This window comes from Tropheryma whipplei str. Twist (assembly GCF_000007485.1).
In the GTDB taxonomy this organism is placed as follows: domain Bacteria; phylum Actinomycetota; class Actinomycetes; order Actinomycetales; family Microbacteriaceae; genus Tropheryma; species Tropheryma whipplei.
Genome location: NC_004572.3, coordinates 719,302 through 734,484, shown reverse-complemented (window position 1 = coordinate 734,484; position 15,183 = coordinate 719,302). Strand labels below are relative to the sequence as shown.

11 protein-coding genes and 3 tRNA genes are annotated in these 15,183 nt (G+C 47.2%); 8 read left to right on the top strand and 6 right to left on the bottom strand.

Going from position 1 to position 15,183, the window contains the following annotated elements; all coding sequences use genetic code 11:
• Positions 1–98: 98 nt before the first annotated feature.
• Positions 99–1,361, top strand: a complete 1,263-nt coding sequence (locus TWT_RS03570) for a S1C family serine protease (RefSeq protein ID WP_011102692.1) — start codon at positions 99–101, stop codon at positions 1,359–1,361.
• Between the two features lie 145 nt (positions 1,362–1,506).
• Positions 1,507–3,576 carry a WND domain-containing WiSP protein gene (locus TWT_RS04685; protein WP_011102691.1) on the top strand — a complete coding sequence of 690 codons (2,070 nt, stop codon included), beginning with the start codon at positions 1,507–1,509 and terminating at the stop codon, positions 3,574–3,576.
• Positions 3,577–3,591: 15 nt separating this feature from the next.
• Here TWT_RS04685 and TWT_RS03550 read toward each other — a convergent pair.
• From TWT_RS03550 to TWT_RS04680, 3 genes are all read right to left on the bottom strand, one after another.
• Positions 3,592–3,664: transfer RNA gene (locus tag TWT_RS03550), tRNA-Phe, on the bottom strand.
• 5 nt (positions 3,665–3,669) lie between these two features.
• Positions 3,670–3,741 (bottom strand) — tRNA-Glu (locus tag TWT_RS03545).
• Complete coding sequence (locus tag TWT_RS04680; protein WP_011102690.1) at positions 3,721–5,049, bottom strand: nicotinate phosphoribosyltransferase; 1,329 nt, start codon at positions 5,047–5,049, stop codon at positions 3,721–3,723. The genes TWT_RS03545 and TWT_RS04680 overlap by 21 nt, the downstream gene beginning before the upstream one ends.
• A gap of 50 nt (positions 5,050–5,099) precedes the next feature.
• Between TWT_RS04680 and rph the strand changes: the two genes are divergently transcribed.
• Both rph and rdgB read left to right on the top strand, forming a co-directional pair.
• Complete coding sequence (gene rph / locus TWT_RS03530) at positions 5,100–5,843, top strand: ribonuclease PH (RefSeq protein ID WP_033800110.1); 744 nt, start codon at positions 5,100–5,102, stop codon at positions 5,841–5,843.
• Positions 5,844–5,868: 25 nt separating this feature from the next.
• On the top strand, positions 5,869–6,450 hold the full coding sequence (gene rdgB / locus TWT_RS03525) for an RdgB/HAM1 family non-canonical purine NTP pyrophosphatase (RefSeq protein WP_011102689.1): 582 nt from the start codon (positions 5,869–5,871) through the stop codon (positions 6,448–6,450).
• Here rdgB and TWT_RS03520 read toward each other — a convergent pair.
• The 3 genes from TWT_RS03520 to TWT_RS03505 form a co-directional block, all read right to left on the bottom strand.
• Positions 6,404–7,057, bottom strand: coding sequence for a DedA family protein (locus TWT_RS03520; RefSeq protein ID WP_038106073.1), 654 nt, complete (start codon positions 7,055–7,057; stop codon positions 6,404–6,406). The two genes, rdgB and TWT_RS03520, sit on opposite strands and share 47 nt — an antisense overlap.
• Positions 7,058–7,748: 691 nt before the next feature.
• Positions 7,749–7,829 (bottom strand) — tRNA-Leu (locus TWT_RS03510).
• Positions 7,830–8,259: 430 nt separating this feature from the next.
• Complete coding sequence (locus TWT_RS03505) at positions 8,260–8,520, bottom strand: WhiB family transcriptional regulator (protein WP_033800108.1); 261 nt, start codon at positions 8,518–8,520, stop codon at positions 8,260–8,262.
• 557 nt (positions 8,521–9,077) lie between these two features.
• Here TWT_RS03505 and TWT_RS03500 point away from each other — a divergent pair.
• From TWT_RS03500 to TWT_RS03485, 4 genes are all read left to right on the top strand, one after another.
• Complete coding sequence (locus TWT_RS03500) at positions 9,078–10,397, top strand: hypothetical protein (RefSeq protein ID WP_155105149.1); 1,320 nt, start codon at positions 9,078–9,080, stop codon at positions 10,395–10,397.
• A gap of 76 nt (positions 10,398–10,473) precedes the next feature.
• The gene (gene thyX, locus TWT_RS03495; RefSeq protein ID WP_033800107.1) at positions 10,474–11,184 is read left to right on the top strand and encodes an FAD-dependent thymidylate synthase; all 711 of its coding nucleotides are present in this window, start codon (positions 10,474–10,476) and stop codon (positions 11,182–11,184) included.
• 151 nt (positions 11,185–11,335) lie between these two features.
• Complete coding sequence (locus TWT_RS03490; protein ID WP_042491238.1) at positions 11,336–12,952, top strand: ribonuclease J; 1,617 nt, start codon at positions 11,336–11,338, stop codon at positions 12,950–12,952.
• Positions 12,949–15,174, top strand: a complete 2,226-nt coding sequence (locus TWT_RS03485; RefSeq protein WP_011102683.1) for a DNA translocase FtsK — start codon at positions 12,949–12,951, stop codon at positions 15,172–15,174. The genes TWT_RS03490 and TWT_RS03485 overlap by 4 nt, the downstream gene beginning before the upstream one ends.
• Positions 15,175–15,183: the final 9 nt, after the last annotated feature.

Sequence of the window (15,183 nt, the reverse complement as noted above, 5' to 3'; positions counted from 1 at the left end):
GTGTTGTTTTTCATTTTTTCCGTATGGCTTTTACAGCCTTCTGTGAGCTTTTTACTGTAAAAGTGTCCTTGTAAGATACAAATACTGGCGAGGTTAATATGGGCGATGAACTTGAAAATGTGACGGGCAGCGATGCAACAGACGAGGTATTGGCGACCGCCAGGCGCATTGCAGTAAGCTCAGGCAAGGGTAATTTTAAGGTACCTAAGCTGCGCCAGAAGCTCAAGCTTGTGGCCAAAAAGATGAAACCTAAGTGTATTCTGCACAAATATGTTTGGTTTGCACTTGTGATTGTTGCGGTGGCTTTCCTTTCGGGTTTCACCTCTTCTGTTGTAACCTATCGGTTGCTGTCTTCCGACCAGCAAAAGGAATCACCGCTGTTGCCGCTTACACCCCCCATTTACTCCAGTGGCACAAAAGAACTGGACTTGCCATCTGCCACCGCAAAAAGGGTCATCTCCAGCGTTGTCACCATCCAGGTATCTGCGGGTAATGGCATGTCCGGATCGGGATCCGGCGTTGTCTTCAATGACAATGGTGACATAGTTACAAATGCTCATGTTGTTACGCTGGACGGAAGGGTTGACAAGCCAGATCTGCGTGTTCTTGCCCGCGACGGTAGGCGTTACAAAGCTGTTCTTGTCGGCGTCGATCGAATGCTTGATATTGCTGTTGTGAGAATAAAACCACGTGCTTTACCAGCGATTACATTTGGTGATTCCTCTGCTGTAACTGTGGGATCATCGGTTATAGCTGTGGGTGCACCCTTGGGCTATGATTTTAGTGTTACTCGGGGGATTATTAGTTCAGTCCTGCGGTCAATTAATTTAACTTCCTTTGGCCTTGCCGGTCAGGTTAACGCTGTTCCTGTTATACAGACTGATGCCGCCATAAACCCCGGGAATTCGGGTGGTCCTCTTGTTGATCTTAACGGCAGGTTAATAGGTATCAATGTCGCAATTGCCTCTGCGGGGTTATTTTCTTCCGGAAATGTTGGCGTTGGGTTTGCTATTCCGTCCAATTTGGTCCACCGTGTTGCCACCGCCCTCGCAGCCAATCGCCCTGTCTCTCATGGATATCTTGGTGTATCTGTTTCTGATGGCAGTGATCGGGACGAATCCTATGAGGGTGCTGTTGTAAAGAGTGTAACCCCGGGCAGTCCAGCTGATACTGCCGGACTAAAACCGGGAGATCTGCTTCTCTCTATCGGGGGTAACAAGATATCAAATATGATTGATCTAGTTGCCTTTGTTCGCAGTCGCCCAGGTGGTACCCCGGTGCCTATCCGGGTTGAGCGTAACGGCAAAGAAATATCTCTTACGGTAACCCTCTCCAGTCTTGAGGAGATCAAGGGAACATAAATACTAACCACAAATGTGTTACAATCGGCACAGGTGCGTGTATGCAGACGCATGTATAGTGAGGTACTATGAGTATTATGAAGTGCAAACTGGTCCCTAATAGGGTAACCCCCCAAAACAGAAAACAAAACAGAAGGGGGGGGGATTGCCAACATCGCCTAACCCTCTCTCTTACCTCACCAAAGCCTTTACCTTACTATTAACCCTTCTCCTCCTATCATCCCTACAATATGAAACAGCCTTTGCCAGACAGACACCTCCTGCTCTATCCCTCCTATCATCTGTTTCATCTACATCTGTTTCATCTAATACCAAATACACAAGAGTAAGTAATACAAATACACAAGAAGTATGTGTAACAACTAACACAAATGTATCTCTCCTAATAGATCCTGTTACAAGCAGTACAAAACAAACCCTGTCCTGCACCCCATCTCTCTTACCCCAACCACAGACACACATATATGTCCCATACACAGATACATCCTCATACCTATATGTCCCATATATAACCAACACACATATATCTCTCTATTACACAGATAAGAAAGCAGATCCATCATCTTTCCTAACCTTCCCTCATACAGACATAGCAACCCCATACGGAGATGAGAAAGTAATCTCCATAACAAAGACAACAACCAATCTCATAGCTCTCCTAACAACCCGTAACATCTTCTTCTTTGACATACATGTAACAGAGAAACCAAAGATAACTGTTCCCATACACAAACAGATAGATAACACATATCTCTCAGACATACCATCACTCAGAAACTCCAGATACACCTTCTCTCTAACACACCCAAACAAAGACATAACCATAGATAGATACACCGGACAGATACATCTCTCATCCCTACCAACATCTCCCATAACAGCCATAGCCATAAACAGAGACACAACCACCCATATCACCTATGCATTGGCTGATGAACCCCGTGTTCGCACGAAGCGCTCACATGTAAGTGTCGGAGGACCTTTACCCGTCTATCCCAGTGACCCACACTTCTCCGGCGCATGGGTTCCCTTTCCCAGTTATCCCGGTCGACCCAACCCTCAAAAACCTCAATATCCAACTCGACACACTGATGCGGCTAATTACTGCAATCTTGGCTTCCCTGTTGGCTTTCCCTGCTATGCCCCAACCCGCGCTCCGTTGTTCTATGGAACCCAGTTATTAACTCCCACCCTGTCTAACGTAACAACCACTGTTTCACAGGGTCAGAAAATATCCATTTCCCCAACATGGTCAACGCCCAAGCGCTTTTTCAAGACAAGCTTTTTCCCAGGCAGGCGCGTAAACCTAACACACGTCATCGTCTTGAATGAATATTTCACTCCTACTGACTTCTTTATTAATGAGTACTTCACCGCCACTGACTGGAACACTGACTGGGTCTCGCTATACAAAAGTGTGCCCCCACCGACTAATATGCTCCCAGGGAATCTAACCCTTAATGCAACCAATGGTGCCATAACAGGGTCTATAGATAGCAGCGTCACCCCCGGTCTATACAAACTTACTGTAACGGTGAGACTAAAAACCACTGTAAGATTTGGTGGAATGCATACGTTTACCATAAGCACAACGAATGGCTATAAGGCCACATATCAGGTCCAGTTCCTTGTAACCTCAAGAACTTCCAGTTCCACCTCTACCACTGTTACACAGGGTCAGACAGTATCTGTTTCACTACCTACCACCCTATCCTCCTACACATTGACCCCTGTAGGTTCTACTGGTACATTACCCTCAGGACTGTCCTTTGCCAATGGAACCATAACAGGAACCCCAACCACCTCAGGCACATATACATACACAGTTACATATGGAACTACCACAAAAACCACAGGACTTAGATCAAATGGTGTCTATACAGGTGACTATCTATCCGGTACATGTCGTGCCTGTTTAGGACCACAGGCAATTGCCTATGTGGTAAATTCTCCCACCCCCGTCTACACCACGACAACTGCTGTGGCAACCCCTATTGCTGCAACATATACCTATGTCTTTACTGTTTCTCCTTCTCAGTCAAGTAGCACCGGTAAGGTACACAAGCGCCGTGACCTTTCTAATCAACCCACCACCCATAATCAATCCACTCAACTATCAGCACAACCATCAGCCCCATGGTGGTTAGTGATGATCACTGGATTATCAGGTCTATTACTAGGATCTGGACTGGCTGCCCTCCCCTTCCTCTTATAAAGAGAGATACAGTTGTGGCTCCGACCGGTATCGATCCGGTGACCTTTCGATTTTCAGTCGAACGCTCTACCAACTGAGCTACAGAGCCATGAGCGACCCTGACGGGACTCGAACCCGCGACCTCCGCCGTGAAAGGGCGGGGTCCTAGGCCTCTAGACGATGGCCTTGCACACTATGCCAGGAGATCCGCTCGGTATTTATTTTGCCCTCAAGGTTGAATACTTCTTCTGGGATTTGATTGATAACCGATTTGTGATACGCCCTTATTTCATTTGTTGAGTTTATTGCAACTCTTTTTCCGTGCCTTATATGTTCACTCGTAATCTGTAATACATTCGTGTCATAGGTTGTCACTGGGGGATTATCGGGATCAAATACGAGGACTTGCTCTTTGATAATCTTCTTGTTTTTGTCAAGAACTCTTTGGACATTTTTTTGCCCGCCGGTGCTAACTTTGTTTTTTGATTTTTTCGAAAGCATTCTCCATCTGTTTTTTTCTCTGCATGCCACCGGTTTATGAACGAAGCCTGCAGATGGAAATCCTCCCGCAGTTACCAGAGATGTTCCAACCCCGAGTGCATCAACCGGTGCGGTGCTTACGAGCCTAATTGAGGCCTCATCAAGGTCGCCTGTGAGAATGATCTTTGTCTCAGTTGCACCCGCGAGGTCGAGCTTTCTGCGTACATCGTGCACCACTTCTGGTAGGTTTCCCGAATCTATTCTTACAGCTGCAAGATTTTTGCCTGCGACAGTTACCGCACTGTCAATTGCTTCCTGGATATCGTATGTATCAATCAAGAGGGTTATATTGTTTCCCCCACCCTGTTTGAGCTGTGCATAAAAAGCTTCACTCTCCGTTTTATGAGCAAGTATAAATGCATGACCCATAGTTCCAACGGTTGGTATATCCCAAATCTTCCCAGCTGCCAGATTGCTTGTTGCGGCAAACCCAGCAATGTACGCAGCCCGCGCCGCTGCTACAGCGGCCTGTTCATTTGTTCTTCTGGAGCCCATTTCATAAACTGGTTTGTTTTTTGCGCGATACACAAGTTGTGCCGCCGCTGACGCAATAGCGCTATCAAAATTTATGCAACTTAGGATCAGGGTTTCGAGAACTACTGCTTCTGCAAATGGTGCTCTAACAGTTAGAACGGGTGTATTGGGGAAAAAGATTTCCCCCTCTTTGTGGCCAGAAATTGACCCAGAAAAGCTATACCCCCGGAGCCAGTCAAGTGTCTCATTATCAACGATATTCTTTTCTCTAAGCCATGTAATTTCGTCATCTGCAAAGGAGAAATTTTCGATTTTTTCCAGCAGCCTCTCAAGGCCTGCAAACACACCAAATGGCCTGCCAGGTGGCAATGCGCGAGAATAAACCTCAAAAACACATTCTTTAGCAGCTATCCCTGATATTCGTGCTGCGTTGACCATCGACAACTCGTATTGGTCTGTTAGGAGACCTGCACCGCCCACATGATAAGTGTATATGGAGTTACGTGTCTGTCACCTCGCTGGCGGTGTATATGCTGTTTTGTTGTATTATTTGCTCTGTGTTGAGGAAGAATTCTAGGGCACATGACGAAATTCGACCCGTAAAAATTATCCGCGGGTGGAATATTTATGCAGAGGGATCAGCCCTAATTGCTTTTGGCAATACCAGGGTTCTTTGTAATGCAACCTTTCAGCGCGGAGTTCCGCCGTTTTTACGCGGACAGAGATCTGGATGGATAACGGCAGAATATGCTATGCTCCCGCGATCTGGTACCGAGCGATCTGACCGTGAATCTGTTAAGGGGAAAATTAGCGGTCGCAGTCATGAAATCAGTCGCCTCATAGGCCGAAGTATGCGTGCAATTTTGGATCGGTATGCTCTGGAGGAGAATACCATTATCCTAGATTGTGATGTCCTACAGGCCGACGGCGGGACGCGCACCGCCGCTATAACCGGTTCGTATATTGCGCTTTACGATGCCCTTGTCTGGGCTAAAAATCAAAAGATACTTTCAAAGCATCCTCTGACTGATTCTGTATCCGCTGTGTCTGTTGGGCTAGTCGGCGACCAGATTTTTCTAGACCTGGATTATTCGGAGGACTCAAATGCACAGGCTGACATTAATCTTGTTTTTACTGGAAGCGGTAAATTAGTAGAGATTCAGGGTACTGCAGAAAAATCACCCTTTTCGTATGGACAGTTTGAGCAGATGATGGAACTTGCCAAAACAGGTTGCCAAGCCCTAAAGGAGATACAGGCCGCTTCATTGGATTAAAAATAATCTGGATTGACTCTATTAAATGGAAATTGTATTCGTTTCAGAAAATGAGAATAAGATTGCCGAGGCTCGCGAAATCCTGTTGCCACTCGGGTTTCAGTCAATTTTTTGCGGGGTGACGTGCCGTGAAACCGGTTTGACTTTCACAGAGAATGCGGTACTAAAAGCACAGGCCGCGGTTGGCTCAGTAAAGGACGTCCCAATTATGGCCGATGATTCGGGGATTTGCGTTGATGCTCTAAACGGAATGCCCGGTGTGTTATCGAGTCGGTGGTCGCAAGATGGAAGAAATATTGATTTACTATTGTGGCAGATGCGGGATGTGCCGGATGTACACCGCACTGCACATTTCGTGTGTTCCATCGCGTGTGTTATGCCAAATACCGAGGTGCGAACCGTATCTTCTGTTTGGCACGGCCGGATTCTTCATGCTCCGGACGGCACAGGGGGCTTTGGATATGATCCTGTTTTTCTGCCGGACGGATACAGTGTCTCTGCCGCAGGCCTTGGGTCTGACTTAAAGAACAGGATAAGTCACAGGTACAAGGCGCTTCGGCTTATGTCCTCTCTTCTGAAGAGGACTTATTTTTCTTGCCACGCGTGACATAATGTAATACAGCTGACAGTATAACGAGACCGACAGCTAGCAGGATTGCTATTTCAATATTGTCTCGGACAATAGGTATTCCTGCCAGGAAGAACCCGAGCAGGGTTACACCAGTACCCCAGATAACTGCTCCGAGCAGGTTGCAAATGCTGTAAACCGAGTACCGCATTTTTGATATACCCGCTGCAACTGGGGCAAATGTGCGAATAATCGGAAAAAAGCGCGCGATCGTAACAGTCAGTACACCGTATTTTCTAAAAAACTCGCTGGTTCGTTCAGCGCTTTTCTTCGCAAAGGATCTGCTGTCCTTCTCGAATAACTTTGGACCTGCCAGGCGGCCTATAAAATACCCAACATCCCCTCCAATATATGCTGCTGCCGAGACCAGGCAACATGTCAGCCAAATCGGAACCCCGATAGACCCTGCGCTTGTCAGCAGACCAATTGTGATTAGTAAAGTATCCCCAGGTAAAAAGAAACCTATAAGAAGCCCAGTTTCGGCAAAGATCATCCCGCACGCAACAAGAAGAGTCCATGGCCCAAAAGTATTGGCCAAACTCTCTACATCAAACCAACCGAGTGGTAACAGAAACCCGACTTGCACGCTCCGCAAAACACACCCCAATGATTGACCGTGGATAAAACCATTCGAATGCTACCATGCTACCGCCATCCGCGCCTGTGAATATCCATCATTCTGCACGGCCATCTGCTCTTGCCACACCTGCTCCTGCAGTACCTGCACCCGCTGCTCCATCAGCACAACCACCTGCAAAACCTACCGCTAAACCTTCTGCACCTACCCAGACAACCCAGCCTGCACAGGCCATTTTGCATTGGGTTGCAAGTATCGGGATAAAGCGTTTAACTCACCTACATCTACCGCAGGCACAGCAGTTCCTGCAACCATACTGTTCTTTGGATACAGCCAACAGTAAGCCTAAGTGGGAGAATATGACATTCTCCGTACCTGCTGCAGTTCCATCGGCAACCGCCAAACCTGCCGCATGACCCCCAGGTAATCCTTGTGTGTGCTATGCATCTCTGTGTAAAAGTGTCTCCGCATGGTTTGGAGCACAGTATGGTTAGCACAGTATGGTTAGCACAGTATGGTTAGCACAGTATGGTTAGCACAGTATGGTTAGCACAGTATGGTTAGCACAGTATGGTTAGCACAGTATGGTTTGGAGCGCAGTGCCTTTACCCAAGACTGCGCTAGATATTTAGTGTTTTGTTCATAATCAGTATTTCACGCGTAAACAGGCCGTATGCATACGGCCTGCATGCATACGGTGTGCGGAAGGGGGGACTTGAACCCCCACGCCAAAGGCACAGGAACCTAAATCCTGCGTGTCTGCCAATTTCACCACTCCCGCTTCAGTTAAACATTCCGTTAAATATTCCGTCATGCAAAGCCAAGAATAAGGCTAGTTTAGCCAGGTATGTTTACTATTTCATCCACCTAATGTATTCGTTCACCCACCTAATATATTCGGGGTAACACATTTCATTAACACATTTCATTCCATAAAAACTCATTCCACAAAAACAAGCCCAGGATCCTTACAAAGTGATAGATGGTTCTGGTAACAGATGATTCGATGTGTCAAAAACCAAGACAAATAGGCAATCCGCAGCAACCAATCATCCATTTCAGGCACCTCTTGAGCATGTGCCAAAGGATAACCCAAAGGATAACTTAGCACCCACATCAATCACACACGCGCAACCCACGCACACGCCTAACGGACCAGCAGTACGATCAGGTCACAGCACGATCAGGTCAACGTGAAGCGCGAATCTGAATTAATGAGCTTTGAAGTTAGCCCGCCGCGCCCTATTTCCTCTGCGCTTCAGTGCCCGCCGCTCTTCCTCACTGAGGCCACCCCATATACCAGAATCCTGGTTTGTCTCTAATGCAAACTGCAGACAGGAATTCGCTACAGTGCACCGAGCACAAACAGCCTTTGCCCTCTGTATCTGCTCCAACGCAGCACCGGTATTTCCGACAGGAAAAAACAATTCCGGATTAACCGTCAAGCAGGCTGCTTTGTCACGCCAGTTAATAACGTTGCCTCCAAAAATCCAACGGGAGTCACCCCAAACTACGCAGATTCTACCGTAAGCAGGCAGATATTCTGCTGCAATGACACACTTGCACTGATATCCCAGCGCAAGTATTATATCCCAGCGCAAGTGTTACTGTACCATTGGGCACGTCTGGGCCAGATATGTCTTTTGCAATGTATCTGTTGCTACTGCATCTGTTGCTACTGCACAGGGCGTCAGGAAATAATCGAAAGATTATTGTTGAAAACCCCACGCCCTGTAAAACCTATGCTCTGTAAAACCTATGCTCTGTAAAACCTATGCTCTGTCACCCTTAAAAGGCTTTTGTCTGAAACAGCATGTCACAATAGCAGCGCCCCAGCGACATGTACACAGAAATTACGCTTGCAGCATGAGTCACGCTGGTGCTATAAACGCACCACACTCCATTATTCCCAATTCATGATTATTCCCCACTCATGAATCCGACAAATTCTGCAACCCAGGGAAACTCAGACCGACAGTATAAAAGAAATATATAAATAAAAGTGTATATATACACTAAACATATAGGCTTGGTTAAAGGGCTTGCCCGAGAATCAATGCATTCCGTGATTTTCTTAGGGTTCCTTCTTCGGGGTTACTCTTCATCTTTGAGTTTTTCAGGTTTCTGTGTTACCATTCTTGTCTGCGGTGGTTGCCGCGTAGTTTTTCCGGAGATTGGAGATATTCACGTCATGAAAAATCCTCTTGGTACCCGCGGTTCCCTTGCGGGGTTGTGTGCCACCGCCGCTATCGCGTCTGGTTTGGCTTTTATTGTGCCTGGTGCTTTCGCAGATTCTACACCCGCCCCGGGTGCCCCTGGCCAGCCTGGCCCCGCCAGAACGGTTGATGTTGGTGGTGTTCTGGTTGTGTGCGGTCCGAATGGCCCGACTGTTTCCGGTCTTGTCGCTGCCGGCGGTTTCGGTGACGTGTGCGGTCCTGTTCCTGCACCCACTGTTGCGCCCAATCCCAGCTCTGTTCCAACGCATTCCCCGCATACCATCCCACCTCTGCCCGCTCCGGGTGATTATCAGGTTTCCCTATCGATTTCTGGCCCTAAGGGTGAGAAAGTCGACCTGAAGAATCTGAAGGTCGGTGAGAAGATTACTTTGTCTGCGACTGTGACCCGTGATACACCCACTGTGCCTACTATTCCGACAGTTTTTCCAACACCCACAACCGGTGGCACAACCAGTGGCACAACCGGTGGTTCTTCTAGACCTACTTCCCCTTCTACCCAGGATCCCGCTCAGCCCCTTCAGCCCTTACCTCTTCCAACAACTTCTTCCGCTTCCTGCGGTCCTACTGACCTTGTTGACCCCGAGGGTAACTGCGTGCTGACCACCACTTCTCCTGCCACGTCTGCCGGTGCGGTCGGCTCGACGACTCAGTCTGCTACATCTACCCCCACGACAACCCCGGCTAATGCTCCGTCTATCTCTACCGGGCGGCTACCGCAGGCCCTTCCTCGTGGCGGTTTCGGTGGCGCGTTTGCGCTCTCCGCGATTAAGGCTGAGCCCATTTCTGGGGGTACCGTTTCCTTCTTTATTGGCTCTGATAGTGTTGCAACTGTTTCCCTTGACGAGGGTAAGGCGTCTGCTGTCGTCACTCTCAAGAAAGAGGGGACTTTTACAGTTTCGGCTCTTTATACTGACCCGCAGGGACTTCAGTCTAAGGCTGAGCAGTCTGTGACGGTTGTTCCAAGTACCGGTAGGCTTGCTTATACAGGTCTAGACCTTGGTTGGGGTATATTTGGCCTGGGTACTTTGGCTGTTGCTGTTGGTGCCGGCGCTTATGTGTTTGCTCGTCGCAGGAATAACTCTTCCTCCGATGGCGAAGGGGTTGTCCTTTAGGCTCCTGTATTTTTCGACCGGGCTGCGGGGTTTCTCGTAGCCCGGTTTTTGTTTGTTGCAATGTTTGTTTTTCGTGATGGATCCTGTTTTTCTTTCGGAAATAACAGTCGAGCTTGTTAAGCATTCTGCCAGCGATTCCGATGTTGTATTTTCGGCAAGGGTTTCTACACTAGGCTCTTTCGTGGCAGTGACTGACTGCCTTTCGAATCGGGATATTGGGCTGATTACCTTTTTGATGCGCGAACGACACGGCTCTCCTTTTGAGCATAGTCATATGACTTTCAGAATTAGCGCTCCGATATTTGTTTTTCGTGAGTTTATGCGCCACAGGATTGCAAGTTACAACGAAGAGTCTGGGCGTTATAAAAACCTTGATCCTGTTTTTTATATCCCTGATGAAAAGCGTAAACTTGTCCAAATTGGCGCTCCAGGTGCTTATAAATTCGAAGAGGGAACTTCTGAGCAATACGGTCTTTTAATAGAGGAGATGAAAGAATTATCGCTTGCGGCATACGATACCTACAAGAGGCTTCTTGCCTGCGGTATAGCTCGCGAAGTCGCTCGCATGATTCTACCCCTGAATCTCTATTCAACAATGTACGTGACCATAAATGCCAGATCTCTGATGAATTTTCTGAGTGTTAGAACCTCGCGCGCCAATAGTGCTTTTCACTCCTATCCACAGAGGGAAATTGAATTATGTGCTGATCGAATTGAGGAAATATGGAAAGGTCTTATGCCCGAAACTCACGCAGCATTTGAAAAACAGGGCAGGGTTGCTCCTTAAATTCCTTACGTCTGATGTCATCTGTCTGTCTTGCATACATGTTAAGTCATGGTGCCTGCTTTTGCTATTATCGTACTGTCCGTTTGCTTAGCGGCTCTTCTTTGTTTGTCTAGTGTGAGAGTAAATTTCTGTGAGTAGTGTTTTGCGGTTAATGCCCCTTGGTGGACTAGGTGAAGTCGGTCGTAATATGACTGTTTTTGAATTAGACGGTCGTATTTTGCTGGTTGACTGTGGTGTTCTTTTCCCAGATCTCCAACAACCGGGTGTTGATCTTATTCTCCCAGACTTTGCGCCAATACGCGATAGGCTCGATAAGGTAGAGGCTCTGGTTTTGACTCATGGGCATGAGGATCATATCGGCGCAGTTCCGTACCTGTTGCGCCTCAGAAGCGATATCCCGCTAATCGGCTCACCTCTTACTTTGGCTTTTGTTGAAGAGAAGTGCAAGGAGCAGAGACTTTCTCCGAACTTGCGCCGTGTGGCCCCATTAGACCGCTTGAAGGTTGGTGACTTTGACCTTGAGTTTGTGTCTGTGAATCACTCGATTCCGGATGCAATGGCTGTTTTTATTCGCACTTCTGCGGGGAATATTTTTCATACTGGGGACTTTAAACTTGATCAGTGGCCTCTTGATAGCAGATTGACCGATCTGCCTTCGTTTGCTCGCTTTGGCGCCGAAGGTGTCGATTTATTCATGTGCGACTCGACCAACGCAGATATTGCTGGGTATATTCCCTATGAGCGGGATATTGGTCCGGTTCTGGATTCTCTTATTGCAAAAACAGAGGGTCGCGCGATAGTTGCCTGCTTTTCAAGTCATGTCGCCAGGGTGCAGCAGGTGCTTAATGCCGCCGCTGCCAATAACAGGCAGGTGGCATTGCTAGGTCGTTCCATGATCCGCAATATGTCAATCGCGGCACAATTGGGCTTTTTGCAGGTTCCGGATGGTGTTTTGATAGATGCTGCTATCGCCGAGACTTTACCGTACGATCGTGTGGTGTATGTCTGCACGGGCTCCCAGGGCGAACCTCTTGCCGTTCTAAGTCGTATGGCTGACGGGACTTTCCAAATTGTTCCCGGTCCTGGGGATAGGGTTATATTTGCATCTAGTTTAATTCCGGGTAATGAGTCATCTGTTTATAAACTGATGGACAAGCTCTACGACCTTGGTGCTGAGGTTTCACACAAGGGTAACGCATTTGTTCATGTTTCTGGGCACTGTGCATCGGGTGAACTGCTGTACTGCTATAACATCCTAAAGCCAAAATTTGCGATGCCAATCCACGGTGAGCGCCGGCATTTGGTTGCTAATAAACGGGTTGCTGAAAAAAGCGGCATGTCTTCTGATTCTGTTATTTTGGCAAGTAATGGAACTGTTGTTCAGCTGGATGACTCGGGTGCTCGGGTTGTTGATCAGGTTGACATCGAGCTTGTTTATGTTGATGGGAACAATATTGTAACCGATCGGGAACTTAAGGACAGATTGGCCCTGTCTGAGGATGGGTTTATTTCGATTACGGTTGTCGTTAACAAAGATTCGGGGGAAATTGTCTCAACTCCGCATATTTATACGAGGGGTTTTGCCGAGGGGTATGAGGTATTTGAGGATGTTGTAAATGAGGTAGTTAGTGAATTGAAACACGCAATCGGATCTGGGGTTTTGGATGAACATGATCTCACACGGATTGTTAGGCGTGTTGTTGGTTCATGGGCTGGCCGTAAGATACGAAGGCATCCGGTTATCGTTCCTCTGGTTGTTACTGTTTGAGTGCAAAGAAGTCGTATCTGAAAGTATGGCGCGGCCTTGCCGGGGCAGCAGGGTCTTGTGCCAGAGTGTTTTCAAAGAAATCACTTGCCCGTAGGGATCGAAGGGATCAGTTGCCCTTTGCCCTGTTTTTATTCGGCTTAGTCGGTGCTGTCTTTCAGTGGTTTTTGTATGGTAACTGGCTTTCTGGCATTGTTTCTGAATATACCGTTGCTGCATTTTTTGGCGGCTTTTCAATCGTTCTTCCGATTTTGCTAATCGGGTTTTCAATTTGGCTTTTTCGTAATCCGCAAAAAACGCATGACAATATCCGTGTATCTATTGGTCTATTTATGTTTTCAAGCTTTTCGGCAGCATTTTTACATTTTTCTGCTGGATTTCCTTATCCATCTTCTGGAATCCGGATTTTATCTACCGCGGGTGGGATTATTGGGTGGCTTGTAGGTTTACCACTTACTACATTGCCTAGCTACCTAGCTAAGACTGTCTGCATTATATTTATTGTTCTCTCAGTGTCTGTTATTAGCAAAACACCAATATCAAAGATAGTGCGAGTTATTTTTAGATATGCAAAATGGCTTTTCAATTCCGACAGTGTAAAAACTTCCCCAAATAGCTCAGTCAGTTCATCGAGTGAGCACCAAGAATTAACTGGCAGGGATATGCCTGATACCGCAGGCGACAATAGGCATGATGAAACAGTAACCGTGTTGAGCGGAACCTCATTGACCGGCTCACCCGTATCTGAATATCATGGTGAATCTTCAGATTATGCGCTTCCGAGTTTGGATATCCTCAATTCCTATCCTCCGGCCAAGCATGATGATGCAGAAAATGAGAAGGTGATTACGGCACTATCCGGCGTTCTTAGGCAATTTAGCGTCAACGCGCGATTCTCGGGGTTTTCGAGGGGCCCGACAGTTACGCAGTACGAATTAGAACTCGGTGAAGGTGTAAAAGTTGAACGGATTATTGCCCTTACAAAAAACATATCCTATGCTGTTGCATCAGACAAGGTAAGTATTCTTTCCCCTATTCCAGGAAAAAGTGCAATTGGCATTGAAATACCTAATAAAAAGAGAGAACTTGTTGCCCTGGGTTCTGTTTTGCAGTCTATTCATCCAGATGCACATCCAATGACGGTTGGGCTTGGAAAAGATTCAAGCGGAGGTTTTGTTCTAACCAACCTCACCACTATGCCACACCTACTTGTTGCCGGTGCGACCGGTTCTGGGAAATCTAGTTTTGTTAACTCCATGATCACGAGCATTCTGCTTCGGGCCCATCCAAGTCAAGTGCGTTTGGTATTAATTGATCCAAAACGCGTCGAGCTTGCGATTTATTCTGGTGTTCCGCATCTTATAACTCCGATTGTCACAGACCCGAAAAAGGCGTCTGAGGTTTTGCAATGGGTTGTAAAGGAAATGGAAAGGCGATACGATGACCTGGCAAGTTTCGGTTTTAGGCATATAGATGACTTTAATCTTGCAGTGCGTGCCAAAAAGATTGCATCCGACTCGAGAGAGCTAACGCCTTATCCGTATCTTCTGGTAATAGTTGATGAGCTGGCCGACCTTATGCTGGTTGCCGCAAAGGATGTCGAAGAATCGATAGTACGTATTACCCAGCTTGCGCGTGCCAGTGGAATTCATATTGTTTTGGCAACACAGAGACCAAGTGTAAATGTTGTAACAGGCCTTATAAAGGCAAATGTCCCGAGTCGCTTAGCATTTGCCGTATCAAGTTTGGTGGATTCGCGAGTTATACTCGACCGTCCGGGTGCTGAAAAACTGGTTGGTCAGGGTGATGGCTTATTTTTACCAATTAGCGCCGGTAAGCCTATTAGAATCCAGTCATCCTGGGTAACGGAAAATGAGATTTTAAGGGTAGTTGAATACGTAAAATCGCAGGCTCACCCCGACTATTATGTGCTTGAGGTGCAGAATCAGGGCAATATAGACTCGCATATAGGTGATGATATGCCTTTGTTATTGAAGGCTACAGAGCTGGTTATAAACTCACAGCTCGGGTCAACATCAATGTTGCAAAGAAAGCTTCGAGTCGGATTTGCTAAGGCTGGCAGGCTAATGGACCTTATGGAGAGTATGGGAATCGTTGGTCCGGGTCAGGGCTCGAAGGCCCGGGAAGTTTTGGTTACCCCTCAGGATCTTGATTCGACATTGGCGAGAATATCAGCTTCTGTAAGTGACTCTAAACTCGATTAGAGTGCAAGG

Excerpts from the sequence above, each read along its gene's own strand:
- TWT_RS03570 (WP_011102692.1), top strand. The coding sequence starts at position 99 with ATGGGCGATGAACTTGAAAATGTGACGGGCAGCGATGCAACAGACGAG.
- rph (WP_033800110.1), top strand. The coding sequence starts at position 5,100 with ATGCTGTTTTGTTGTATTATTTGCTCTGTGTTGAGGAAGAATTCTAGG.
- rdgB (WP_011102689.1), top strand. The coding sequence starts at position 5,869 with ATGGAAATTGTATTCGTTTCAGAAAATGAGAATAAGATTGCCGAGGCT.
- thyX (WP_033800107.1), top strand. The coding sequence starts at position 10,474 with ATGGATCCTGTTTTTCTTTCGGAAATAACAGTCGAGCTTGTTAAGCAT.
- TWT_RS03490 (WP_042491238.1), top strand. The coding sequence starts at position 11,336 with ATGCCCCTTGGTGGACTAGGTGAAGTCGGTCGTAATATGACTGTTTTT.